Source organism: Chlamydia muridarum str. Nigg, from assembly GCF_000006685.1.
GTDB lineage: Bacteria > Chlamydiota > Chlamydiia > Chlamydiales > Chlamydiaceae > Chlamydia > Chlamydia muridarum.
Genome location: NC_002620.2, coordinates 623,572 through 647,598 on the forward strand (window position 1 = coordinate 623,572; position 24,027 = coordinate 647,598).

Below are 24,027 nucleotides of genomic sequence, written 5' to 3' on the forward strand. Positions count from 1 at the left end.
TATATAATATTGCGGAGGCCAAAACTTTTCTGGTTTCTTTTTATCGCTGGCCGTGCATAGCAAGAGAAGCTTTTAAAAGTTTTTATTTAGACTTGATTCAAATAGAATTTTTTAAAATCTATTCTAAAATTTTTTAGAAACCTTTTATCCAAGAGAATCTATGCATCCCCTGACTTATAACATAGCTTCTGAGGAGACTACAGAAGCCCAAGTTTCCTTTGTTATAGAAAACTTCGGAAATGATTTCTGTATTAACTTGTTAAAAAAAATGCTGCTTATTCGTGAATTTGAGATTCGCGGAGAAGAAGCTTATTTAGAAGGACTTGTTGGGGGATTTTACCACTCCTATATTGGGCAAGAATCGGTTGCTACAGCAGCTCTCGCATGTACAGGAACAGATCATTGGTTTTTTTCTTCCTATCGCTGTCATGGAGTTGCTATTTTACTAGATATTCCTTTACGCCAACTAGCAGCAGAACTACTAGGGAAAGAAACAGGATGTGCTTTAGGACGAGGTGGATCTATGCACATGTGTGGAGATCGCCTTCCTGGAGGATTTGGCATAGTTGGCGGACAAATTCCTTTAGCTGCTGGTGCAGCATTCTCCATGAAGTATCAAAAATTGCCCTCTATCTCTCTATGTTTTATTGGAGACGGAGCCGTTGCTCAAGGAGTCTTTCATGAAACATTAAATTTCGCATCTCTTCACACCCTCCCCTTAATGCTTATTATAGAGAATAATGGGTGGGGCATGGGAACTGCTCTACACAGAGCAATTGCTAAACAACCTATAGCAGAGTCTCAGGCCTCTTCTTACGGGTTGTCTTCCATAACTTTAAATGGTTTTGATTTATTTAATTCGCTTATAGGTTTCAAAGAAGCCTATCAACATATGCAAAAAACAGGGGCTCCTGTTGTTGTCGAAGCTTTATGCTCTCGTTTTAGAGGACATTCTATTTCCGATCCCAATCTGTATCGCTCTAAAGAAGAAATGCAATGTTTGCTTAAGCGAGACCCCATTCTTTTTGCAAAAGAATGGCTTATCCGTGCTAACGTCTTATCCGAAGATGATTTTAAAGATTTACGGCAAACCAGCAAAGAGGCCGTTCTAGAAGCATTCTCCCAAGCTCGTCTTGATCCAGAACCTGCTGTTGCCACTTTAGAAGAGGGGATCTATGCCTAATTTTGTTACTCTCGAAATTCGAGAAGCCATAAGACAAGCTATTGATGAGGAAATGACTAGGGATCCTAATGTATGCATTTTAGGAGAAGAAGTCGCTGAATATAATGGGGCTTACAAAGTCACTAAAAATCTTTTAGATAAATGGGGACCGACCCGAGTTATTGATACGCCCATTAGCGAAGCTGCATTTTCCGGGATTGGAATTGGCGCGGCACTAACCGGATTACGCCCAATTATTGAATTTATGAGCTGGAACTTCTCTTTAGTCGCTGCAGATCAAATCATTTCTCATGCGGCAAAAATGCATTACATGACCGGAGGGAAATTTTCTGTTCCCATTGTTTTTAGAGGAGCCAATGGAGCTGCTGCACAAGTCTCTTGTCAACATTCTCATTGTGTAGAAGCCCTTTATGCAAATATTCCAGGCTTAATTATCATTGCTCCATCAACCCCAGCAGATGCCAAAGGGCTTCTTAAAGCTGCTATTCGTGATAATAATCCCGTCCTATTTTTAGAGAATGAATTGGACTATAACTTGAAGGGAGAAGTTCCTACAGAGGAGTATCTTGTCCCTATTGGGAAAGCTCACATTGTTCAAGAAGGACTAGACTTAACCATCATTTCGCATAGCCGTATGGTAACTATCGTTGAGCTAGCTGCTAAAATAGCAAAACAGAGATGGGGATTTTCTATTGAAATTTTAGATTTGCGAACAATTAAACCTTTGGATATTGCCGCAATTCTAACTTCCGTTAAAAAAACTGGAAATTGTCTTGTTGTGGAAGAGGGGCATTATTTTTGTGGAATATCCGCAGAAATCATTGCAACCATTACAGAGCATATTTTTGATCACTTGGACCATCCTCCTTTACGAGTTTGTCAAAAAGAAACTCCTATGCCATACAGTAAAACACTGGAGACGGCGACTCTTCCTAATGTTAACCGCATCCTGGATGCCATTGAAAAAATTATGAGGTAACGTTGTGGTTTCTTTGTTAAAAATGCCTAAGCTATCCCCTACAATGGAAACAGGGACCCTTGTTAAATGGCATAAACAAGCTGGTGATGAAGTCCATTTTGGAGATGTGTTATTAGAAATTTCTACTGATAAAGCCGTTTTAGAACATACGGCCTCTGAAGACGGATGGTTGTTGCAAATTCTTGTGAAAGAAGGAACTAAAATTCCAATTGGCACACCTATCGCAGTGTTTTCAACAGAGCAAAATGCCGAATATGATTTGAAACAGCTCCTGCCTTTAGAAGAGGCTTCAGGAGCAAATGAGCCTACAGAAATTTTACCTCAAACTTCTCCTCAAAATGATTCACATTACTCGGGGCCTTCCATGGCTATTGTGGGATTCCGCCCCGAACCGCCTTTAACAACTCCTTTATCAGTTAAATACTCGGGAGATAAAGTAGCCGCCTCTCCCTTAGCTAAAAAATTAGCTAAGGAGCAGAACTTAGATCTTTCTGGCGTAGCTGGTAGCGGACCAGGTGGACGGATTGTGAAAAAGGATTTGGAGAAAGCACCTCCTCTAAGAATAGCAGGTTTTGGATATCCTGAAGCCCCAGATGTTAATCCGGGCTCCTACGTAGAAGAGTCTCTATCCCCCATTAGAGAATCTATATCTAAACGATTACAAGCAGCCAAAACCTTTATTCCTCATTTTTATGTGCGGCAACGCATTTATGCTTCTCCTCTGCTTGCGCTACTAAAAGAACTTCAAGTACAAAATATAAAACTTTCTATAAACGACTGCATCGTGCGAGCGTGCGCTTTAGCCTTAAAAGAATTTCCAGAAATTAACTCTGGATTCAATAGCGTAGACAATACAATTATCCGATTTTCTACCATTGATATTTCTATTGCTGTAGCAATTCCTGATGGAGTTATTACCCCTATTATCCGTTGTGCAGATAGAAAAAATGTTGGCACGATCTCAGCCGAGATCAAAGGGTTAGCTGCAAGAGCAAGACAATTCTCTCTTAAAGAAGAGGAATACAAAGGCGGGTCTTTCTGTATCTCGAATCTTGGAATGACGGGGATTTCTGATTTTACGGCTATCCTAAACCCTCCTCAGGCAGCCATCCTAGCTGTAGGTAGTGTAGAAGAGCAGCCTGTGGTCTTGAATGGAGAACTAGCTGTAGGATCAACTTGTATGCTAACTTTGTCAGTAGATCACCGAGTGATTGACGGGTACCCTGCAGCCATGTTCATGAAGAGACTGCAGAAACTTCTTGAGGCACCCTCCGTTTTGCTCCTTAATTAGAGATATGTCTCCCCCCTCTTCTTTTAAGAGGATTGGGAGACATTCCATATATTAGAAGCATAGTCTGTAATAGATCTATCGCTTGAGAAGAAGCCTATTCCTCCTACGTTGTAAATAGATTTCTTAGTCCATTCCTCAGGTTGCGTAAACAATCTTGCAACACGATTATGTGCATCAAGATAAGACTCTAAATCAGCTAGCACAAAGAAAGGATCTCCTTCGTTTAAAAGCCTATTAACAATCGGTTTAAAGAGATCCTTATCTTCTTCGGGCAGTCTTGCCTGTAAAACCATATCAAGAATTTCTTGAATTTTGGGATTAGCATTACAAATCCCTTGAGGATAATACTCATTACGGAGTGCAGAGATTTCTTCTTCTAAAAGACCGAAAATAAACATGTGCTCTTTCCCAATATGTTCGGCCATTTCAATATTAGCACCATCCATAGTACCAATCGTTAAAGCTCCATTCAAAGCAAACTTCATGTTACCAGTCCCAGAAGCCTCCATTCCCGCTGTTGAAATTTGCTCTGATAAGTCTGTTGCCGGGATTATAGCCTCTGCTAAAGACACTCTATAATTAGGCCAAAATACTACTTTGAGAAGATCTTTGGCTTTAGGATCATTGTTAACAATATGAGCAACATTATTAATTAACTTAATGATCAACTTAGCCATAGCATAGCCAGGAGCTGCTTTACCTCCAAAAATGACTGTTGTTGGAACAATCTCTGTAGAACCATTACGGATTTCATTATAAAAATAAATAACCCTAAGGATATTCATCAGCTGACGTTTATACTCATGTATCCGCTTAATATGGCAGTCAAAAATGGACTGAGGATTTACGGAAACTCCCAGTTCTTTATAAATACGAGCAGATAGGTCCTCCTTATTCTGAATTTTGATTTTATGCCACTCCTCCCTAAATCCGCTATCCTCAGCTAAAGAAATCACCTTATTCAGATGCGTAAGATTCGTTAGATAATCCGTACCTATTGAGCGATTCAACAAGGCACTTAATCTTTTATTGGAAAGAGCTAGCCAACGTCTGGGTGTGATCCCATTGGTAACATTAATGAATTTATCTGGGAAAAACTCGACAAAGTCCTTAAATAGCGTATTTTTGATAAGCTGAGAGTGAAAGCTTGACACGCCATTGACCTTACTCGTCCCAATAACAGCTAAATTCGCCATATTGATAAACTTAGAACTTCCTTCTTCTATGATAGAAAGAGCTCGTCTCTTATCATCATCTCCCGGGTATTTTTGAGAGACTTTTTTTAACCAGCGAGCATTGATCTCATAAATAATTTCTAAATGGCGAGGAAGTACTTTAGAAAATAAATCTAAAGACCAGCGCTCTAACGCCTCAGGAAGAATCGTATGGTTTGTGTAATTAAATATTTTTGTCGTTGTATCCCAAGCAACGTCCCAATCCAATTCTTCTCGATCCACTAAAATATGCATCATTTCTGCTATACCTAGAGCAGGATGTGTATCATTTAGTTGAACAGAGACTTTTTCAGATAATTTATCTAGAGAAAGGTGTGTTTTTGTATAACGACGAAGAATATCTTGTATAGTGGCAGATACCAGAAAATATTCTTGTTTAAGACGCAACTCCTGCCCTTCAGAAATCGAATCATTAGGGTAAAGTACGCGAGTAATATTACTTGCTAACGCAATATCTTCAATAGCCCGAATATAATTTCCATGATTAAAATAGCTAAATTCAAATCCATGACGAGATTGTGCTTGCCACAGGCGCAAAGAATTTACTGTATCATTATTGAACCCTGGAACAGGGACATCATAAGCCATAGCTAAAACTTCTTGAGAATCAACTAACTCTGCTACATCCCTTCCTCTTGAATCCATACTGTGCTTTACTTTCCCATAAAAATGGACAGGATACAAGTATTCTCCCCGACATATCTCCCAAGGATTTCCATAACGCAACCACTCATCCGGCGACTCAACCTGGTAACCATTCTCTATCTGCTGATCAAAAATGCCATAATCATAACGAAGACCATATCCATAAGCAGGAATTCCAAGAGTGGCCATAGAATCAAGAAAACATGCAGCTAGTCGACCCAATCCTCCATTTCCAAGACCCGCATCATGCTCCATCTCGACAAGCTGATCGAAATCATAACCGAGATCCGATAACGCTTCGTTCACTAAATCTAAAAGGCCTAAGTTCAGCAGATTACTCTTTAAACTTCTTCCTAACAAAAATTCCATAGAGATGTAATAAACACGCTTTACATCATTGTCATAATAACTGCTTTGCGTCTTTAGCCATCCCTTAGCCATCCACTCCGATACAGTTTTAGCTACAGCTGTAAAGATATCTCTGGTTGAAGCGGATTGAGGAGTCTGGACTACCCCACAATATACCCTTTCCAGGATCGCTTGCTTCATAGATTCTACATTGATCTTCATCCGGTCGAAATGCATAAAAGAGCCGCTCATACAAATCATTTATTTGTTTTTGAATAAGAAATCTTATTATTAAAAGAAAGTTTTCTATTTCAGGCAGACCATGCGGCGAAGGATCTTGCTATTCAAGAAGAATTCAAGTAAAATATTCGCCATTCTTAGTTAAGGAGGCTCTATGGGTATCAAACCTCATGAATACGGCTGTTGGGGGGACAGAGGGAATGTCTTTACATTACACGATATAGAGAGGGGAACAGAATCTTACAAAGCCGCACCCCGTTCCGCACCCCGTCCTTTGAAATCCGGTCTAGCAGCGAAAGCCTCTCGCTTTGCGTTAGGATTGCTCTTTGGATTAGGCCTGACTCTCTCACTCGTTACGTTTATTGCCGCAGCCGTCTCCTTACCTCTTGGCGCGATAACAGTTTTAATTCTGATTACCCAAGCAGCATTTGCAATAACTCTTGCATATAAACTTTACAAACTCATTAAAGAAGAACCAACTTCTTGCTCTTGCTTAATCTAGACAAAAAGTTTTTAACAGGATTTTAAAACTACTAAGGAGGCTGGTCATTGACCGCCTCCTTACTTTTTAGTCTACTATAAGGTCCAAGCTCTGATAAGCAGATGAAAGTCGCTTTGTTAGTTCTTGTACTCCACAAGAGACATCACTTTCTCTATCATCTTCATCCAGCTTTTGCGAAATTGCTCGAATTGAGGAGATCACGGTAGAATGATCTCGCGAAAAAACCTCTCCGATCTTTACATACGATAAAGAAAGTTTCTGCCTGCACAGAAACATAGCAACCTGTCTAGGAAGAACATATTCCCTAGACTGAGAACGGCCTAAAATATTTTCGGGAGAAACTCCATAATACTGAGCAGTAGCACGAACAATACCAGATGGGGTTAAACGGATATGCTCTGCAGCCTGCAAGACATCTTGCAGCAAAGCCTCTACATCCCCTTGGTATAGTAGTTGGTGCGATAATTTTTTATAAGCGACCCTTTTCGCTAAAGTTGTGAGTGCATGTAGCAAAGATTTTATATGAGAAGATAAAGCCTGTATGAGGAAATCCAGGGCTGTTTCTTCTATGCGAATGTTAAGTTGTTCTATTCTTCTTTCTAAAAAGCTTTTCAGTCCCTCTCTCGTTAAAGGGCTAACAGGAACCGCAATCCCCCACTCGAAACGGCTAATCAACCGCTCTTCCATAGCTTTTAGATCTCCAGGAGCGAAGATAGAAGAAATGACAATTAATTTCCCTTCAGTATGCAAAGAATTAAATGTATGGAAAAATTCTTCTTGAGTGGCCCCTTTCCCTGAGAGAACTTCTATATCTTCAATGAATAACGCTTCTACATTACGATAAAACGCACGAAAACGTTGCATCTCACCTGAACGAATAGCAGATACTAGATGTTCTGTGAATAGCTGTGAAGAAACGTATAAGGTTTTTACTCCGGCTTCACGCAAGATTCCAACAGCGGCTTGCATGAGATGAGTTTTTCCAGAACTCTCTGGGCCAAACAAATAGATGGGATTAAATGGGAACCCTTTACCTTGCTCAGAAACTTTCGCGAATTCTTGAAGAATCCTAACAGGCAAATCATTCTCTGGAGTCACAAGAAAATTTGCAAAAGACATTTGTGGATCAATGTCCCCATACTGCATTGTGAAGTATGCTGTTTTCTCTTGTTGAATTTGCGACTCTTTAAACGGCGTAGACTTATCCAAAGAAGTCACACGCACCCGAATTGGCTTCCCGTTATTATTAATTAAATTAGCTTTAACTTTATGGCGAATATGTTCTTCGAACCAAGTTACTTGGAAAGAATCCTTTGCTTCCAAATACAGATTGCACGCATCAAAGCATAGGACCTTTAAGGACCTCAGCCACTTATTGACCGTATCCGTACCAATTTCTTTTTCTTGTAGCAAAAGGAACTCTTCCCAAGCTCGCATAAAACTATCTCAGCTAAATAGTTTTTGATAAAAACTATTCTAATTAAAAAACAGAACTATTTGCCTTTATTGGCGTTCTCTATCTCTTCTTATTAACAATCACTTCATGCTGTAAATGTTTTTCATCCAAAATTTTATTTGTTGCCCACTGTTGAATAACGCCGAGTAACATGGAAGAAAGCCAGTAAATATTTAACCCTGAAGGGAAATTATAAAACATGAAAGTAAATAATAGCGCCATCATAGTCCCCATAGCCTCTTGCTGACGCTGTTGATCCGAAACAGGCCCAGATCTTTTAATAGCAGAAATCTTTTGTTGAGCGAACATAACAATACCCAACAAAATAGGAAGGAGATGGAATTCCTTTCCAATGAACCATATTGGGGTTTCCCAAGAAAAAAGAACATCTGGAGCAGTTAAATTATCAATCCATCCAGGAATAAAGCTCGCTCCTCTCAATAAAAACGAAGATTTCAGAAGATCGAACATTGCTATAAGAAATGGGATCTGAATAATTAGAGGAAGACAGCCTGTTATTGGATTAACTTTATTGACCTTATACAAGGCCATAATTTCCATTTGTGCTCGCTTAGGCTCTCGCTTGTATTTCTGCTGAATATCTTGAATATATGGAGATAACTTTTGCATACGACGCATAGATCGAATAGACCAAGCATTCAAGGGATAAAGCACAAGCTTAAGTACAATCGTTAATAAAATAATCGAAATTCCCCAAGATCCAGTTAGAAATTGGAAAAATTTCATTATAATAAATAACAAAGCTGCAAAAGGTTCTGTTATAAAACTAAAGAAACCTCTAAATGCAATCGCATCAACATACTCAGGAGACTCTCCCTTATGATTCGTGTGAGCTCGATCTAAAGCCTTCAAAGTAGGCTCTGATAAAGGACCCGCATACACCATAAACTGATAACGGCCAGCTTCTTTAGGCAAAGGAAGCATTGCAGTATAACCAGGATATTTCGAAGCTGGGTAAGCCTGATCTTTTGGGGAAAGTTGAGTAAGTCGCGTAGGAACTGCATTCCCAGGAATGAAAGAAGAAGCATATCCCGTAGGAAGAGGGGTCTTCGGAGTAAGAATGACTCCAAAGTATCCATTGGAATTTAAAATCCATTGAGGGGAAGCGTCATTACGTACTAACAAAGAGTCTTTTGCTTTGGGTAACTTCACATTAATGAGGTCACTCTTATTTTTTTTCACTGCATGATACTTAACTGCAGGGACAAAAGCATTAGACATGATCTCAACTTCAGGCACTCCTGAAGTTATCCATAAGTCTTCTTGTCCTCTAGTAGTTTGAATTTCAAGGTCAAAAGCGTAAGGTTGTTCTCCAAGGGTATACGTTTTCCGAATGCCCCCATCCCCGCTTTCCAAAACTAACGTTTTATTATCAAACGAAACTACACGAAAACCCGTTGCGACAGGAGAAGACAACTCTCTCCCAGAGACTATGTTTAAGGCTTGATACTGAGGGGAAACCATTTTTCTGGTATCAGATAGAGTCCCTCGTCTAAGCAAAGGATAGTATCCACCTACAACACTCGATACATTTTGACGCTGAGAATCAATAGCTTGAACTCCAGGGAAAGAAGCCTCAGATGGAGAGCCGGCTGCTAATTCTCTATCAAATCCAATTTCATTGACAATGCTCTTATTCCCTTCTCGATCAGAAGCAAAAGGAAGATTAATCCCCTCAATAGCTCCACTTTCCTGAGAGACTATAACTTGCATATATTCATTAGCGAGCATGTAATAACTGCCTGACGTTGTCAGGTTCTCTTTATCGGCAAAAACTACAGCTCTTGCCATAGGAAGATCCAGAGATTCCACACACTCTTCTTTAGAATTGTAAATGCCTAAAGGAACAAATTCATTCCCTGTATTAAGAAAAACTAACGAAGTCCCATAGATAGTCCCTGCTTTGTTAGAAAGCTTGCCATTTTTATACTCTCCGAAAAACACAAGAGGTTCTTGGTTTCTGCGAAACTCGGCCACTAAAACAGGGAGTGCATCTTGTTGATTAGGGAGATATACGGAACCGCCTTTTGATAAAACCTCCTGCCCATCCTCTCCATACAAAGAAACCAGAATCCCCCCGAAGGTACTAGTTTGATCTATTAGCTTCCAGGAGGTTCCTTTAGAATGTACCTCAGAATGAGCTCCTCCTTTTGTTAAAACGAGAAGTCGATTCCCTAAACGAACAGCATATTGATTAACCGATTCGCTTTCTTCTGCAGAAGCCGTCCAAGGAACTACACTCAACTGCTCTGTTGAAGCTAATATTTGCTCAGAAATAGCACGCTGTTTTTCCGCCAGATCCTGACAAGATTTCAAATCCTGATACCCAAAGAAAATCTGGCAGCCCAAAAATGCTGCGCTCACTAAGGAAACAAATAATAACGTTCGTTTATTCATTCTCATCCGAGGTGGATCTCTCCTTTCGGAGAGGGAAGCCTCGTTCCCATCACGGTTGCTTTAATTCCCTAATCAAAAAAAATCTTTGTGCAAAGAAGACCTCTCATAACCTTTATTAAGAATCGTCTTTGCTGAGCGCCCTTTCGAATAGCGCTTCACACTATGTAACTTGGCGTCATTTTATAGAGGGTTTCTTTTCCGTGCACTTGTAAAATTCCCTTCTTCCTTCTCTTCATAAAAAATTTAATGTAAATCCCCTCATATCACGCAGGACTTCTGTGTGTTACAAGATGTTGAGAGACTCTAGGGCTCTCTTTTTTTACTAGCAATCCAAAGAATTCCAATTCCTAAAAAAACCATTGGGATGGATAACCATTGTCCAATTGTTAATAAGCTTTCTTCTCCAAGCCAGGATCCTTGATGCGTCTTGAAAAATTCCGCACAGAAGCGAATACTAGCTACGCCAATCAAAGCTCCAGCCGCACTATAGCCAGAACCCAAACGAATAGACCCGCGATAGCAAAGCCAGTACAAAACTAATGAAAGTAATAAATAACTCACACCCTCATACAACTGAACTGGATGCCTCGCTATTAAGCTACTGTCATTGGCAAAAACAACTCCCCAAGGCATAGATGTTGGAGTTCCTAAAATCTCTTGATTCATAAAATTCCCTACGCGGATCAATAGAGCCGCTACTCCAAATACAGCTCCACAAATATCGCAGATGTAGGTTACAGAAAGCATTGGTAAGCGACGAATATGAAATCGAGAAAATGCTGCAGACCATATAACCAAGGCAATTATGGCGCCATGACTAGAAAGCCCCCCCTTCCATATCTTGATAATTTCCGAGGGATTCTCAAAATAAAAGCTTCCTCCATAGAAAAGGACATAGAAAGCGCGAGCCCCAATAACAATGACCAAAAGAGCCCCTAAAGCAAAATTCTCCAAACCTGTTTTAAGTTCTTTTCGCATATTCGGGTCTTTGCAAAGTACCGTTGCCAGTCTAATCCCCGCGAAAGACGATAAAAAAATTCCTAAGGAAAAAAAGATTCCGTACCACGATAAATGAAGCCCAACTTGCGGGAAAGACAAGAGAGTCCTAGACTGTTCCCAATGTATCACGTTTTTATTACCTCTCTCAAAAAGAAACACTTCTCTAAATAAAGAAGACTATGTCAAAACTCTTTTGCGAGCAATCTTGCAAGCAACTTTCTTCTATTGTTTTCTCCTTCCATCTTCTATATTAGTTGCTTTTTGAAAATACTCATGATAGAGTCCCTTTAGTACATAAGTTCCCCTTGTCTTTTGCGCAAGTCTACAAGAGCGTTGCTAGGGACATAAAATTGAATCAAATTTTTCATTGAGTTGCGTTATGCGAAAATTCTGGTTACTAGCTTCTTTTGGTCTTTTGTCTTTAACTGCAACAACCCTCTCTAGTTGTTCTATGTCGACTTCCGGCAGCTATAATGCTAAATTGTATACTAGGGGAAGTAAGGCTAAAGGCGTTGTGGCTATGCTTCCCGTCTTTTACCGAACAGAAAAGTCTGCAGAGATTCTTCCTTGGAATTTGCAGGCAGAGTTTTCTGAAGAAATTAGTAAACGTTTGCACTCATCTGACAAACTACTCCTAATCAAACACCATGCGTCAGCCTGTGTTGCTGCGCAATTTTTCTCCCCTATCCCTAACCTTTCTTCTGAGTTAGCAGCTCAACTTTTACCTGCAGAATTTGTGGTTGCGGCAGAAATTTTAGAGCAAAAAACCCTGGAAAATGTTTTAAACCCCTCTATTTCAGCTTCTGTTCGTGTACGAGTATTTGACATTCGTCACAATAAAATCTCTATGGTATACCAAGAGATTTTAGACGCGAATCAATCTCTTGCCTCTGGAAGCAGCGATTATCATCGTTATGGCTGGCGCTCTAAAAATTTTGATTCGACTCCAATGGGTCTTATGCATCAGAGATTATTTAGAGAGATTGTTGCTCGCGTGGAAGGATATGTCTGCGCAAACTACTCTTAATGTATGGTAAGTTTAGGACTTCTACTCATTTTTGTTGGGATTTCAGCTTTTCTATCAAAAGGGCTTTTCTTATGGCCTAAACTTGAAGGGCATCGCAATTTTCCGTTCGGCTCAGTGTGTTGGGGAGCAGCGTTATTTCTTTTACCAGCTTTTCTTCCAAACTGGGCCCTCTTTTCTATATCCAGGGTTTCTTTTCATGGTATTTTTGTTTTCTTCGCCTTTATTTTGTTTCTACTAGGACTCCCCCTTCCTGTTACAAGATCTATTTTGTATGCAGGGAACTCTTCTAGTTCGACTTCTTGGTTGCTCGCTGTAGCGGCAGGGACTCGTATGTGGGTCATTACCATCACTGCTACACAAATATTAGCGCGATTATTGCAGTTCCTGTTACCACTTATTTTACCCAGACAACTTTTCCAAGAGCAGGTTATTACAGAGGAAATCCGAGAACAACTTTCGACAAGACCAGATCTTCTGTATATTTTTTGTATAGCCATGCTTATCCCCATTGCAGAAGAAATCTTTTTCAGGGGAATTCTTCAGACCTTCTTTAAAAACAAACTTTCTAGATGCAAAGCAATCCTAGCTAGTTCCTTTATTTTTGCGGTCACACACACAGAAGCTTCTTTAGGAAGTTTAATTTTTGTTCCAACGCTATTTGTATTTTCGTTATGCACAGGCTTCATCTATGAGAAAGTACAACACATAGCGGCCCCTATCACTCTACACATTCTGTTCAATAGCTGCCAACTAGTCTTGCTGACTTTATAGGGAAATAAAAAGAAAAGTAAGTCAGAGAAGACTCTTAGCACAAAAGGCCTTTCCTTAGGGCTGCTATCTTCCGATCCTGACCCGGTTCAGAAGTCTCTCATCTTAAGAGGTCCCCGACTTACGACATCTTTGGTATCATAAATAGAGTTTTCTCTCAACCTTCTTTACTTGAATCTCAACTAAGAAATTTTTTCTTGCTCTTTCATGCGAGACCAATACTCTGCCGCCTCTTCCAAAGAAATTTGGTTATCTGGATCAAAAACATGAGGAGATCGACGTCGAAGTTTTGCTATAGCTTCAGCAAAAACTTCCTCGGCTTTAAGTTTTCCTTCTCGCTCTAATAAAAAACACAAAGTTAATACTAAAGTAAGAACATCTCCTGCTTCCGAAGCAATTTCTAATGAGGCCTTATTCTCTTTCACAGCATCTGCTAACTCCTGGCACTCTCCCAATATATATCGTAACATAGAATCAATACTTTGCAGATTCGTCCAAGGACAAACTCCTTGCAATGCCATTGCTCGTGAAACTGCTGCCAACTGTAAGATATGACTTTCTTCCATAATCAAAGATCCTCTTCTCCTAAAAATAGGTTGATGCAAGTATAAAAACTACTAAAACTCTTCTCTATTTATATTTTTCTCAGGTCAATTCGATTTTACTAAAGCTTCCAGAACTCTAGAGAAAAAGTAGAATTCTACTAGCATTTTTTATAGATAATAAGAATAATCCGAATCCGCTCACAATAACCCAGATCGAATGTTCTCTCCAGTAATTATTGTTTTAACTGCAGTTTTCGTCCTGTGCTCGGGGTTTATTTCTTTATCGCACATTGCTCTATTTTCTCTCCCCTCGTCTCTTATTGCACACTATAATCACTCCAAGAACAAACAGCTTCGACAAATCGCCAATCTCATGGCTTACCCCAATCATTTACTCATTACCCTGGTCTTTTTCGACATAGGGATTAATATTGGGGTACAAAATTGTATAGCAACGTTAGTCGGAGACTCTGCATCATTTCTAATGACCGTAGGAGTTCCCCTCGCTTTAACGCTTGTTTTAGGAGAAATTATTCCTAAAGTCATTGCTATTCCTTACAATGTTCGAATCGCACGTCTTGTAACTCCCATTATCTTTGTCTCAACTAAAAGCTTCCGTCCTATTTTTGATTGGGCTATTTCAGGCATTAATTTTATCATTCAAAAAATGTTAGTTCATCAAGAGGGTGATTTTATTCAACCTCAAGAACTAAAAGAAGTCTTGCGCAGTTGTAAAGACTTTGGAGTCGTAAATCATGAAGAAAGTAGGTTACTGTTTGGATACCTCTCTATGGAAGAGGGAAGTATTAAAGAAAGAATGAAACCCAAACAGGAAATTGTTTTTTATGATGTCCTTACTCCTATTGAAAATTTATATCGGCTATTTTCTGGACAACGCTACTCAAGAATTCTTGTCTGCAAAGATGGACTACAAAATCTTTTAGGAGTTTGCTCTGCTAAATCTCTTGTCCTCCATAAGGAACAGTTACAATCTTCAGAAGATCTTCTTCCTCTTCTTAGAAAACCTCATTATATTCCTGAAACTGTATCTGCTAAAACAGCTTTATATCACCTAGCTAAAGAAGATAGTGGATTAGGTATCATTATTGATGAATATGGATCTATAGAGGGGTTAATCACCCAAAATGATCTATTTGAAATTGTTTCTAATGAAGTTTCCCATATCCGTCCTGCTTCCAAACAGTTCGCTCACTCAGATAAAAATGTTATCATCGCTGCAGGGACCTATGAGCTTTCTGATTTCTATGATCTTTTTGGAGTAGATCTTCCTACCACTTCTAATTGTGTTACAATCGGTGGGTGGCTTACAGAACAATTAGGAGAAATCCCTGAAACAGGAACAAAATTTGCCTGGGGACAATTTGTATTTCAGGTACTAGATGCAGCTCCTAATTGTGTAAAGCGAGTGTATATAAGGAAAACACATGGAAACTGACTCTCCATTCTTCTGGTTAGGAGTTAATCTCGTCTGCATTTTCGTCCAAGGTTTTTTCTCTATGATGGAAATGGCTTGCGTATCATTTAATCGTGTGCGTTTGCAGTATTACCTTACCAAAAGCAACAAAAAAGCTTCCTATATTAACTTTCTTATCAGAAGGCCTTATCGCTTATTTGGAACCGTGATGTTAGGAGTGAATATTGCCTTGCAAGTAGGGTCGGAAGCATCCAGAACCTGTTATCGACTCCTAGGTATTCCCCCTGAATATGCTCCTGCCACACAAATTTTTTTAGTTGTCATCTTTGCTGAGTTACTCCCTTTAGCCATTTCTCGCAAAATTCCAGAAAAAATAGCTCTAAAAGGAGCTCCTATCCTCTACTGTGCGCATTACCTTTTTTACCCTCTTATTCAGAGTGTTGGCGGCATCACAAGTATGATTTACTTTCTTCTAAATATCAAAGAAGAAACCCTGCACTCAACACTTAGTCGAGATGAACTGCAAAAAACATTAGAGACTCATCATGAAGAACAAGATTTCAATGTTATTGCTACGAATATTTTCTCCTTAAGCGCAACTTCTGTCGAGCAAATATGTCAATATTTAGACCAAATCCCGATGCTATCAGCAACCGCCTCCGTACAAGATTTTTGTCAAATAGTACGTCGCCATCGGCTAGATTTTGTTCCCGTTTACCATAAAGTCAAAAAAAATATCGTAGGAATAGCTTTCCCAAAAAACCTCATCAATCGAAATCCTAACGATCCTATTGTCCCTTATCTAAATTCTCCATGGTTTGTAACAGCGAAGTCTAAACTCATTCATGTTATTCAAGAATTTCGAAAAAATAGCTCTAATGTGGCTATTGTTTTAAATGACCACGGAGAGCCCATGGGAGCTTTGGGGTTACATACCGTATTCAAAACACTATTCAATACAGGAAATATTGCTCAATCCAAGCCGAAGACAGCTTCTCTAATTGAGCGAACGTTCTCAGGAAACACCCCATTATCTGAAATAGAAAATGAACTTAATATCTCTTTTTCAGACAATGAGTGTGAAACTATTGCACAACTGATGTTAAAGCTCCTTGACACCCCTCCGGAAGTCGGAGCCTCCATCATCATTAATGGCTTGCTATTGGAAGTAAAAGAAATTTCTCTATCTGGCATCAAGACCATTGAAATTAAAGACACCTTGTAATGGGTTAAGCATATTGTTGCAAATGCCGCACTACATGAATCACTTTCTGCACAGCAGTAAGAACTTCCTGTTCTGAAAGCAAATAACTAAAGGAAAATCTTAGAGTCGCCATAGCAAGCTCCTGAGGCACTTTCATAGCCGTCAATGATTTAAAAACCGTAGTTGCTCCTGAAGAGCATGCGGAACCATAACCACAAGCAACACCTTCAAGATCTAAAGCTATCTGCATAACCTCCCCTTCTAATCCAGGGAAAGCTATCGCAGAGAGATTGCTAACTCGAGGTTCTTTTTGGCAATGCACAACACACTCAGGAAAAGCTTCTTGCAAATGTGATTCAAATAGATCTCGATAGGAGCACATAGTCTGAGAAATAATAGATTGCTCAGCCAATATTTTTTTTAAAATATAATGTAAGGAAGCTATCCCATGAATATGTTCTGTCCCTGAACGGCTCCCCCCCTGCTGTCCTCCTCCCAAGATAATTGGAGATAGCTTAATTTTTGGGGCAGTAAGAAGCACCCCTATGCCAGACAAAGCATGAAATTTATGTCCAGAAAATGCCAGCATTGAAACTCCCTCTGGAACACGGATGACCTCTTTCCCCACAATCGCCGTAGCATCAACTATAAGTAAAAGGTTTCGTTCTTTAGCAAATGCAGCTATAGACTCAAGGTTAATCCTTACCCCAACCTCGCTATTTACCCATCCTAAAACAATAGCTGAAGTATCCGACTGGACAGCGTCCTTAATTTGTTCTAGAGAAACGACACATTTCCCTGGGATGGGGTCTAAATAAGTAACAGAAAGCTGCGCCTTTTTCAAAGGCTCAATAACCGCAGGATGTTCCATGCTAGAAGTGATTACATGGCTACCCGGAGGAATATTTTGAATCGCTAAATTAAGACTTTCTGTTGCTCCAGCAGTGTAAATCACGCGACACCGAGCAAACCCTAAAGCCTTTTCTATGAGAGAGGAAGTTTCTTTGATTAGCTGTTTTGTTTTTTTCCCAAAGCTATGAACACTAGAAGGATTCCCAAACCCTCCTTCTTCTATAAATAGAGAATGTAAATACATTAAGATGCCCGGATCTAAAAAAGCCGAAGCATTAGTATCTAAGTATATCGTCATAAAAATTAACGCATTCGAACAAGTACAACAGTAGCATTATCTCTACCGCCCCGACTATTTGCTAGGGAAATCAGGATATTCCCGCCTTCTTCTAAGGTAGTCGACTGAGTTAATATCTCTAGCATATCATGATCCGAAACCATACTAGTTAACCCATCAGAACAGAAAACAAACAGATCTTCTTTCTCATAGGACATTTCTCGAATATCCGGAGATACATGAGGACGTCTTCCTAACACATTTGTCAGAACGTGCTGCCCAGGATACCTTTTCACGTTTTGTTTTGAAAGCCCATATCGAGAAGCTAAATGATTTGCCAAAGAGTGATCTTCTGTTAGTCTTTCTAACATCTTATTTCTTAGCCTATAGACCCTACAATCCCCTACATGGAACAGCCAAGCTTTTCCCCTTCGGAATTGCATACAACTCAAAGTTGTCCCCATTCCTTTGAATTGCTCATTTGATAACCCTTGCCGATAAATCGATAGGTTAACTTCTGATAAAATTGTTTTTATGGATTCCTTGTACTGCTCGTCCTCTAAACGCGCTAAATCTACTTTATGCAAATCCACAAGCTCCATCAGATTGCAAACGGCCTCATAAGAAGCAACATCTCCTGCGAGATGCCCCCCCATGCCATCAGCAATAGCGATGATCTGGGAAGCACAATTCACCTGCCAAAAATCTTCATTATTATGTCTGACTAAGCCAACATCGCTTAACCCGAAATATTCAAATTCCGCAACAATCATCACGCCCTCTACGTCTAGGAACTTTCCTTAGACGGTCGATACACTAATCGCTTAAGATCTCCGGAGATATATCAAAGTTTTTTTTAAAAAAGAATGCAAACTTTTGCCCCTACAAACGAGTGGAAAGCAATATTGATTTTTATAAGAATCTTTTTATTCAATAAACGACTAGAAAATGGTTCCCCATTTGTTTACTTTGCCTAAATAAACATCAGTATTTTGCTCTGACCAAAAAACCATACTCAAGTATAGTTAGGGTATTCGAAAGTCGCTTCCCTTTTCATAATCAGTACTTAGAGGCCCCGCACAATGACGACATGGACTTTAAATCAAAATAATCTCACAAAATTTCTAAACCATGCTCAGTTAGAGCCCTCTTTGGAACGAGAAAGCGGCCTAACTTACATTACGATCTCCGCTGGAGAACATGAACTTCCTCTGTTTTTCGTTATTCGTAACGAGGGAGAAGTCTTACAACTTGTCTGCTACTTCCCTTATCAAATACAAGAAGGCCAACGAGATGCCACAGCAAGACTTTTACACCTTGTTAATAGAGACATTGACATTCCAGGATTTGGAATGGACGAAGAACAAAACATTATTTTCTATCGACTAGTCATCCCTTGTTTAAAAGGGGAGATTAATGAAAACTTGCTACGAGTTTATATAGATACGATTAAATTAATTTGTGACAGCTTTTTCCATGCCATAGGGTTGATCTCGACAGGGAATATGGATCTCGATGAATTAAAAAAACAAGCGAACCAGGAAAATAATCAAACTAATTAAATAAGAAAATTTTTTGAGGGACCTGTGCCAGATTTAATTTTTTATGATACGGAAACAACTGGGACACAAATTGACAAGGATCGCATAGTGGAAATAGCTGCTTACAATGGAACCACAGGCGAATCTTTTCAAACTTTGGTAAATCCAGAAATTCCTATTCCTGCTGAAGCAACCAAAATTCATGGGATTACAACTTCAGAAGTTGCCAACGCCCCTAAATTTCCAGAAGCATATCAGCAATTCAGTGATTTTTGTGGCACAGATAACATTCTTGTAGCTCATAATAATAATGCTTTTGACTACCCTTTGTTACTTCGTGAATGTCGAAGACATGGATTGCCCGAACCGCAGCTTCGTACGATTGATTCTTTAAAATGGGCGAAAAAATATCGAACAGATTTGCCTCAACATAGCCTTCAGTATCTTCGTCAAGTCTATGGATTTGAAGAGAATAATGCACACCGGGCTTTAGATGACGTAATTACTCTTCATAGAGTATTTTCCGTATTAGTCGGAGATTTATCTCCAGATCAGATTTATAATCTGCTAAATGAAACATGCCATCCTAGAGTCTTTAAAATGCCTTTCGGTAAATATAAGGGGAAACCTCTTTCTGAAGTCCCTTCTAGTTACATTGCTTGGTTACAAAAAGGAGATTACCTGTTACAACCAGAGAATAAAGAAATTAAAGCAGCTATCGAGGCTTATCAACAACTCAAATGACTTTCTCCGTAGCTTTTTCCCCTTGTCCAAATGATATTTTTTTGTTTAGGTCTTTCTTGGAAAAACATGAAGGGGCCCCTTCTTTGCGCCAAATTATGATCGCGGATATAGCCTCTTTAAATCACCTTGCTTTAGAAACTCGATTCTCTTTAATTAAAATCTCCGCGAGCCTATATCCCCGAATTGCAGATGCCTATCATGTTTTGGATGTTGGAACCACTTTAGGGCACAAGATAGGTCCGTTGGTTCTTTCTAAACATCCTGATAAGCTTTTAAGAACTCTCGCTACTCCAGGTGAAACAACAACGGCACATGCTCTTTGCCGACTGTTCTATCCGCAAACAGAACTAATTCCTATGAAATATCATGAGATCATCCCCGCTATCCTTGCAAATCAGGTAGACGGTGGAGCAGTAATTCATGAAGAACGTTTCTCTTTTCCAAAAGAGTTGTGCCTTGTGGACGATCTTGGTCAACTTTGGGAAGAAAAGTGGCATCTTCCTTTACCTTTAGGATGTATTGCAATCTCTAAAGAGATTTCTGCTGATGACTCTTATCGGTTAAATTATGCCCTTCTGAGATCCTTAAGGAGATCTTTAACAGAAAGCTCTTTGGCTATTCAAAAAGCTTCTGAGTATTCTCGAGATAAAAATGCAGCTACTATCCAACGTTTTATTGATACTTATGTAACGGAAGAAACATTCTGTCTCTCACCTATCGGAAGAGAAGCTCTCTCTACATTATGGACGGCTTGTCGTAATGTTTAAACTTCTTCTCATTTTTGCGGATCCTGTAGAGGCCTCTGAAACTCTTGCTCTTTTTCCTTTTTCCGCTCGTAGCGAATTCCTATATTCTTACTCCACAGAGACTGCTCTACTGGATGTCATAATATTGAAACAGTGGGGACACAAAGGAGTTCTCCAAGCACTAACCCCTACCCCCATCGGGTACGATCTTTGGCTAAATCTAGGATTTGCTGGAGCAGGAAACCCCTGCATACCACTTCTTAGAACCTATACAATTACATCTGTAAGAAAATGCTCTGACCAAATGTCCTTAGGGGAAGAACTCTTAGTAATTCCTGTACCAAAACTCCCTCTAGCGCAATTAACATCAGTAACATCTCCCTATAGAGAAGGCTTTAATCCACACTTACAACTGGTCGATATGGAGGGCTTTTCTATTGCACAGCAAGCTGCTTTAGTCTCATGCCCTTGTTCTATGATCAAAATATCCTCCGATTACACTACTCAGCAAGGAAGAAGCTTCTTACAAAGTAACAAAGCTCGTCTCTCTAAAAAATTAGCAGACGCCTTCTCTGTACTATACGCATCTTTTAATCATAAAAAAGTCGATTCACCACAAGCTACTACTACTATGGGTTCATAACGGGACTAAGCTCCCAATCCTTTGCACCGGATAAAACCCACATTCGTTGAAAAGCAGGACAAGAAACCAACAGTTCTTCCTTTGTTCCTTCCGCAATTTTCTTACCCTGTTCTAGATAGACAATACGATCTACATATTCAAGGGTGGAAAGCTTATGAGCAATAATAATTTGAGTACATCGGCCTTTCAATTTCCCAACCATTTCTTTGATATAATTTTCGCTAATGGCGTCAAGAGAAGATGTTGCTTCATCAAGTAATAGAATTGAAGTGTTATGAAGCAAAGCTCTGGCTATAGTCAAACGTTGCTGCTGCCCACCTGATAAGTTTTTTCCAGACTCTTCTAATAAACTATGCACTCCCTGAGGCATCTTACAAACAAATTCATAAGCACGAGATTGCTTTAGGGATTCAAAAACCTCTTCTTCCGAAAAATCTCTTCCGCAAGTCAGATTATTCCAAATGGTATCATAGAATAAGAATGGCTGTTGCAACACACAACCGATATGTTTTCTGAGAGAATTTTTGCTATAACTTGTGATGGGGAGTGAATCTACAAGTAATTCACCCTGAGAAATCTCATAAAGTCGTGGCAATAATTTAGCTATTGTAGATTTTCCAGATCCTGTTGGGCCAACAATTCCAATAGCTTCACCCTTTTTCAATACTAAATTAAAATCCGAAAGTACAAGACTGTCTTCTGAATAACCAAAAGACACATTACAAAACTGAATGCTGTGCTGCAACCCTTGAAATTCATTTAACTGTTCGGAAACAGTGGTCTGCTGTTTCGACAAATCTAATACTTCGTAAAATCGCTCTGCTGCTGCACAGCCCCTCATAATAGTAGCATTTTCATCAGCAAACTTTTTAATCGGATCATAGATAAGATATAACAACCCACAGAAAACGATGAGCTCTTCAGGTGGAATATGAAATTTATATAATCCGATCATTACAACAAAAGCAAAGAAAAGAGCCGCAATCGTATGCAGAAGAGGTCTTGGAATTAAGCTATATGCTGCGCTGCGTTCTTCCAAGCGCGCAATTTCATCATTTTTCTGACAATATTTGTGGAAAGAGAACTGTTCGGTTCTAAATACTTTTACTGTAAGGATCCCTAACAAAAAATCCAGCAACACTGCTGTAAAATGATCCTGATTTTTTTGAATCCGTTTAGCTAAGGATTTGATTTTCTTAGCGACTATAATGATGGGTAAAATAAGAATAGGGAATGCCAAACAAACGCAAGCACAAAATTTCCAAGAGATAGACAAACAAACCACTAAGGCTAACGCCATAGTAATGGGGGCTTGTATATAATTCACCATAAGTGCATTGATAGCCAATGCAATCATAGAAGAATCCGCTATCACTCGACTACTTAAATTCCCCATATCATGAGCATGGAAGAATGTCATCGGCAGTGTTTGCAAAGCTAAAAAATAGTCCTTACGCAAAGAACAGCTCACACGAATAGCGATAAGTTGCGCCAAAAATCTTTGAAAAAAGAGCGTTGTTGACTTCAAAATAGCAACAACAACAAGAAAAAGGGCTAGATATTGCAGCCTAGAAAGATCAAAACACCCCGAAAGATAAGCTGAAAGTCTTTTTGTTATTGATTGGGAGCCACCTGAATGTTTAGCAATATAGGCATTTGCCTGAGCCAGAGAAAGCGTATCGCCATCTCCAACTATACTATCCCACTGCTCCAGAAGCTGTTCTTTTGAGAGTTCTTTGCTTTTAACTAACGTATTATGATCCTGTTTCCCAAAAAGGAGAAAGGTATCGGGACCAGTCTTAGCGATAAGTCCCAAAGAAAAAATTTCTGCTTGAGACGTTATCGTCAGTCCTAATATGGATAAAAGAGAAAAACCGAGCAGAACTAAATGCTTTTTATGCCTCAGAACTGCTTTCAGAAGAAGTTTCATATAGACCTATCGTTCGGAATTTCTGGTATCGTTTCTCTAGCAACTCTTCTACCGGTAGATCTTTCAATTTAAGCCATTCTTGCAGGACATATTCTTGAACACTACGATATGTAGCCACAGGATTGTGATGCGCCCCACCTATGGGCTCTTTAATCACTGCGTCTACAATAGCAAATCCTTTAAGATCCTCTCCATGCATTTTTAACATGGCTGCGGCATCGCTATTTTTTTTGGGATCTTTCCACAAAATAGAAGCACATCCTTCGGGAGAAATTACGGAATAATAAGAATGTTCTAGCATTGCTACAACATCTCCTATAGCCATCCCTAAAGCTCCTCCTGAACATCCTTCTCCAATAACAACTACGATAATTGGAGTAGCTAATCTGGCAAGCTCAAACAAATTCGTTGCAATAGCCCACCCCTGCCCACGCTCTTCAGCTGTTAGTCCTGGGAAAGCCCCTGGGGTGTCCACTAAGAAGATAATAGGAAGACCAAATTTTTCAGCCATTTTAGCTAAGCGCAAAGCTTTCCGAAATCCTTCAGGACAAAGCATTCCAAAATTGCGATGCATACGAGATGTCGTATCACAACCTTTTTCTTGCCCTATGAGCATAAACCGTTGTCCCTGAATCTTTGCAAATCCTCCGACAACTGCAGGATCATCACGGAATGTTCGATCTCCACAAAGCTCAACAAACTCTTCACACATCCCTTCAATATAATTAATCGTGCGGGGTCTCGAAGGGTGTCGGCAAATTTGTACCCTTTCCCAAGGAGTAAGATTCGAATAAATTTTTTCTTTTAGTCTATCTAAGCGATTTTCCAATTTTTGAATCTCTGAAGAAGAAAGCAGACTGTTTTCTTTATTTTTTTCTTTGAAATCGGCGATCGTTTTTTCGTATTCGACAACCTGTTTTTCATGAGGAAGTAGTTCCACCGTAGCACGCTCCCTTCTTATAAAAAAGAGTTATTTTAATACAAATAATTATCAAAAACAACCAAAAACCAACTAGTTG

General features: G+C 39.5%; 21 protein-coding genes and 1 other RNA gene. 12 read left to right on the forward strand and 10 right to left on the reverse strand.

Going from position 1 to position 24,027, the window contains the following annotated elements; genetic code table 11:
- The first annotated feature begins 160 nt into the window (after positions 1–160).
- Genes pdhA through TC_RS02630 form a run of 3 tightly spaced genes read left to right on the forward strand, consistent with a single transcriptional unit; the run spans position 161 to position 3,453 of the window.
- On the forward strand, positions 161–1,183 hold the full coding sequence (pdhA, locus tag TC_RS02620; RefSeq protein WP_010230667.1) for a pyruvate dehydrogenase (acetyl-transferring) E1 component subunit alpha: 1,023 nt from the start codon (positions 161–163) through the stop codon (positions 1,181–1,183).
- A complete protein-coding gene (locus TC_RS02625; protein WP_010230669.1) occupies positions 1,176–2,162 on the forward strand; it encodes an alpha-ketoacid dehydrogenase subunit beta in 987 nt (328 codons plus the stop codon). Before pdhA ends, TC_RS02625 begins: the two co-directional genes overlap by 8 nt.
- A gap of 4 nt (positions 2,163–2,166) precedes the next feature.
- On the forward strand, positions 2,167–3,453 hold the full coding sequence (locus TC_RS02630) for a pyruvate dehydrogenase complex dihydrolipoamide acetyltransferase (protein ID WP_010230671.1): 1,287 nt from the start codon (positions 2,167–2,169) through the stop codon (positions 3,451–3,453).
- Between the two features lie 23 nt (positions 3,454–3,476).
- Here the strand turns inward: TC_RS02630 and TC_RS02635 are convergent, their stop codons facing one another.
- The gene (locus TC_RS02635; RefSeq protein WP_010230672.1) at positions 3,477–5,918 is read right to left on the reverse strand and encodes a glycogen/starch/alpha-glucan phosphorylase; all 2,442 of its coding nucleotides are present in this window, start codon (positions 5,916–5,918) and stop codon (positions 3,477–3,479) included.
- Positions 5,919–6,075: 157 nt separating this feature from the next.
- On the opposite strand from TC_RS02635, the gene TC_RS02640 reads away from it, so the two are divergent.
- Positions 6,076–6,423, forward strand: a complete 348-nt coding sequence (locus tag TC_RS02640; RefSeq protein WP_010230674.1) for a hypothetical protein — start codon at positions 6,076–6,078, stop codon at positions 6,421–6,423.
- 66 nt (positions 6,424–6,489) lie between these two features.
- Here the strand turns inward: TC_RS02640 and dnaA are convergent, their stop codons facing one another.
- The 3 genes from dnaA to TC_RS02655 form a co-directional block, all read right to left on the reverse strand.
- Positions 6,490–7,860, reverse strand: coding sequence for a chromosomal replication initiator protein DnaA (gene dnaA, locus TC_RS02645; protein ID WP_010230675.1), 1,371 nt, complete (start codon positions 7,858–7,860; stop codon positions 6,490–6,492).
- A 79-nt stretch (positions 7,861–7,939) separates the two neighbouring features.
- Positions 7,940–10,303 (reverse strand): membrane protein insertase YidC, encoded by a 2,364-nt coding sequence (yidC, locus tag TC_RS02650; RefSeq protein WP_010904355.1) that lies wholly within the window; start codon positions 10,301–10,303, stop codon positions 7,940–7,942.
- Between the two features lie 297 nt (positions 10,304–10,600).
- Entirely contained in the window at positions 10,601–11,425 is an 825-nt protein-coding gene (locus TC_RS02655) for a prolipoprotein diacylglyceryl transferase (protein WP_010230677.1), read from the reverse strand.
- A 250-nt stretch (positions 11,426–11,675) separates the two neighbouring features.
- On the opposite strand from TC_RS02655, the gene TC_RS02660 reads away from it, so the two are divergent.
- Positions 11,676–12,323, forward strand: coding sequence for a CT253 family lipoprotein (locus tag TC_RS02660; RefSeq protein ID WP_010230678.1), 648 nt, complete (start codon positions 11,676–11,678; stop codon positions 12,321–12,323).
- A gap of 3 nt (positions 12,324–12,326) precedes the next feature.
- Entirely contained in the window at positions 12,327–13,094 is a 768-nt protein-coding gene (locus TC_RS02665) for a CPBP family intramembrane glutamic endopeptidase (protein WP_010230679.1), read from the forward strand.
- A gap of 18 nt (positions 13,095–13,112) precedes the next feature.
- Here the strand turns inward: TC_RS02665 and ffs are convergent.
- Positions 13,113–13,212, reverse strand: an RNA gene (gene ffs / locus TC_RS04810) — signal recognition particle sRNA small type.
- A gap of 61 nt (positions 13,213–13,273) precedes the next feature.
- The gene (locus TC_RS02670) at positions 13,274–13,657 is read right to left on the reverse strand and encodes a MazG nucleotide pyrophosphohydrolase domain-containing protein (protein ID WP_010230680.1); all 384 of its coding nucleotides are present in this window, start codon (positions 13,655–13,657) and stop codon (positions 13,274–13,276) included.
- A 196-nt stretch (positions 13,658–13,853) separates the two neighbouring features.
- Between TC_RS02670 and TC_RS02675 the strand changes: the two genes are divergently transcribed.
- Both TC_RS02675 and TC_RS02680 read left to right on the forward strand, forming a co-directional pair.
- The gene (locus TC_RS02675; RefSeq protein ID WP_010230681.1) at positions 13,854–15,092 is read left to right on the forward strand and encodes a hemolysin family protein; all 1,239 of its coding nucleotides are present in this window, start codon (positions 13,854–13,856) and stop codon (positions 15,090–15,092) included.
- Positions 15,082–16,296, forward strand: a complete 1,215-nt coding sequence (locus tag TC_RS02680; protein WP_010230682.1) for a CNNM domain-containing protein — start codon at positions 15,082–15,084, stop codon at positions 16,294–16,296. The genes TC_RS02675 and TC_RS02680 overlap by 11 nt, the downstream gene beginning before the upstream one ends.
- A gap of 4 nt (positions 16,297–16,300) precedes the next feature.
- Here the strand turns inward: TC_RS02680 and TC_RS02685 are convergent, their stop codons facing one another.
- Together TC_RS02685 and TC_RS02690 are read right to left on the reverse strand one after the other, a co-directional pair.
- Entirely contained in the window at positions 16,301–17,425 is a 1,125-nt protein-coding gene (locus TC_RS02685; RefSeq protein WP_010230683.1) for a cysteine desulfurase family protein, read from the reverse strand.
- A 5-nt stretch (positions 17,426–17,430) separates the two neighbouring features.
- Complete coding sequence (locus TC_RS02690; RefSeq protein WP_010230685.1) at positions 17,431–18,177, reverse strand: PP2C family protein-serine/threonine phosphatase; 747 nt, start codon at positions 18,175–18,177, stop codon at positions 17,431–17,433.
- Positions 18,178–18,486: 309 nt separating this feature from the next.
- On the opposite strand from TC_RS02690, the gene TC_RS02695 reads away from it, so the two are divergent.
- From TC_RS02695 to TC_RS02710, 4 genes are read left to right on the forward strand one after another with little or no spacing between them, the layout of a single operon-like run.
- Entirely contained in the window at positions 18,487–18,966 is a 480-nt protein-coding gene (locus tag TC_RS02695; protein WP_010230687.1) for a YbjN domain-containing protein, read from the forward strand.
- Positions 18,967–18,990: 24 nt separating this feature from the next.
- The gene (locus TC_RS02700) at positions 18,991–19,689 is read left to right on the forward strand and encodes a putative quorum-sensing-regulated virulence factor (RefSeq protein WP_010230689.1); all 699 of its coding nucleotides are present in this window, start codon (positions 18,991–18,993) and stop codon (positions 19,687–19,689) included.
- Positions 19,686–20,456 (forward strand): 1,4-dihydroxy-6-naphthoate synthase, encoded by a 771-nt coding sequence (locus TC_RS02705; RefSeq protein WP_010230691.1) that lies wholly within the window; start codon positions 19,686–19,688, stop codon positions 20,454–20,456. Before TC_RS02700 ends, TC_RS02705 begins: the two co-directional genes overlap by 4 nt.
- On the forward strand, positions 20,449–21,078 hold the full coding sequence (locus TC_RS02710) for a hypothetical protein (RefSeq protein WP_010230693.1): 630 nt from the start codon (positions 20,449–20,451) through the stop codon (positions 21,076–21,078). Before TC_RS02705 ends, TC_RS02710 begins: the two co-directional genes overlap by 8 nt.
- Here the strand turns inward: TC_RS02710 and TC_RS02715 are convergent.
- Together TC_RS02715 and TC_RS02720 are read right to left on the reverse strand one after the other, a co-directional pair.
- Positions 21,065–23,008 (reverse strand): ABC transporter ATP-binding protein, encoded by a 1,944-nt coding sequence (locus tag TC_RS02715; RefSeq protein ID WP_010230695.1) that lies wholly within the window; start codon positions 23,006–23,008, stop codon positions 21,065–21,067. The two genes, TC_RS02710 and TC_RS02715, sit on opposite strands and share 14 nt — an antisense overlap.
- Positions 22,974–23,948 carry an acetyl-CoA carboxylase carboxyltransferase subunit alpha gene (locus TC_RS02720; protein WP_010230698.1) on the reverse strand — a complete coding sequence of 325 codons (975 nt, stop codon included), beginning with the start codon at positions 23,946–23,948 and terminating at the stop codon, positions 22,974–22,976. Before TC_RS02720 ends, TC_RS02715 begins: the two co-directional genes overlap by 35 nt.
- Positions 23,949–24,027: the final 79 nt, after the last annotated feature.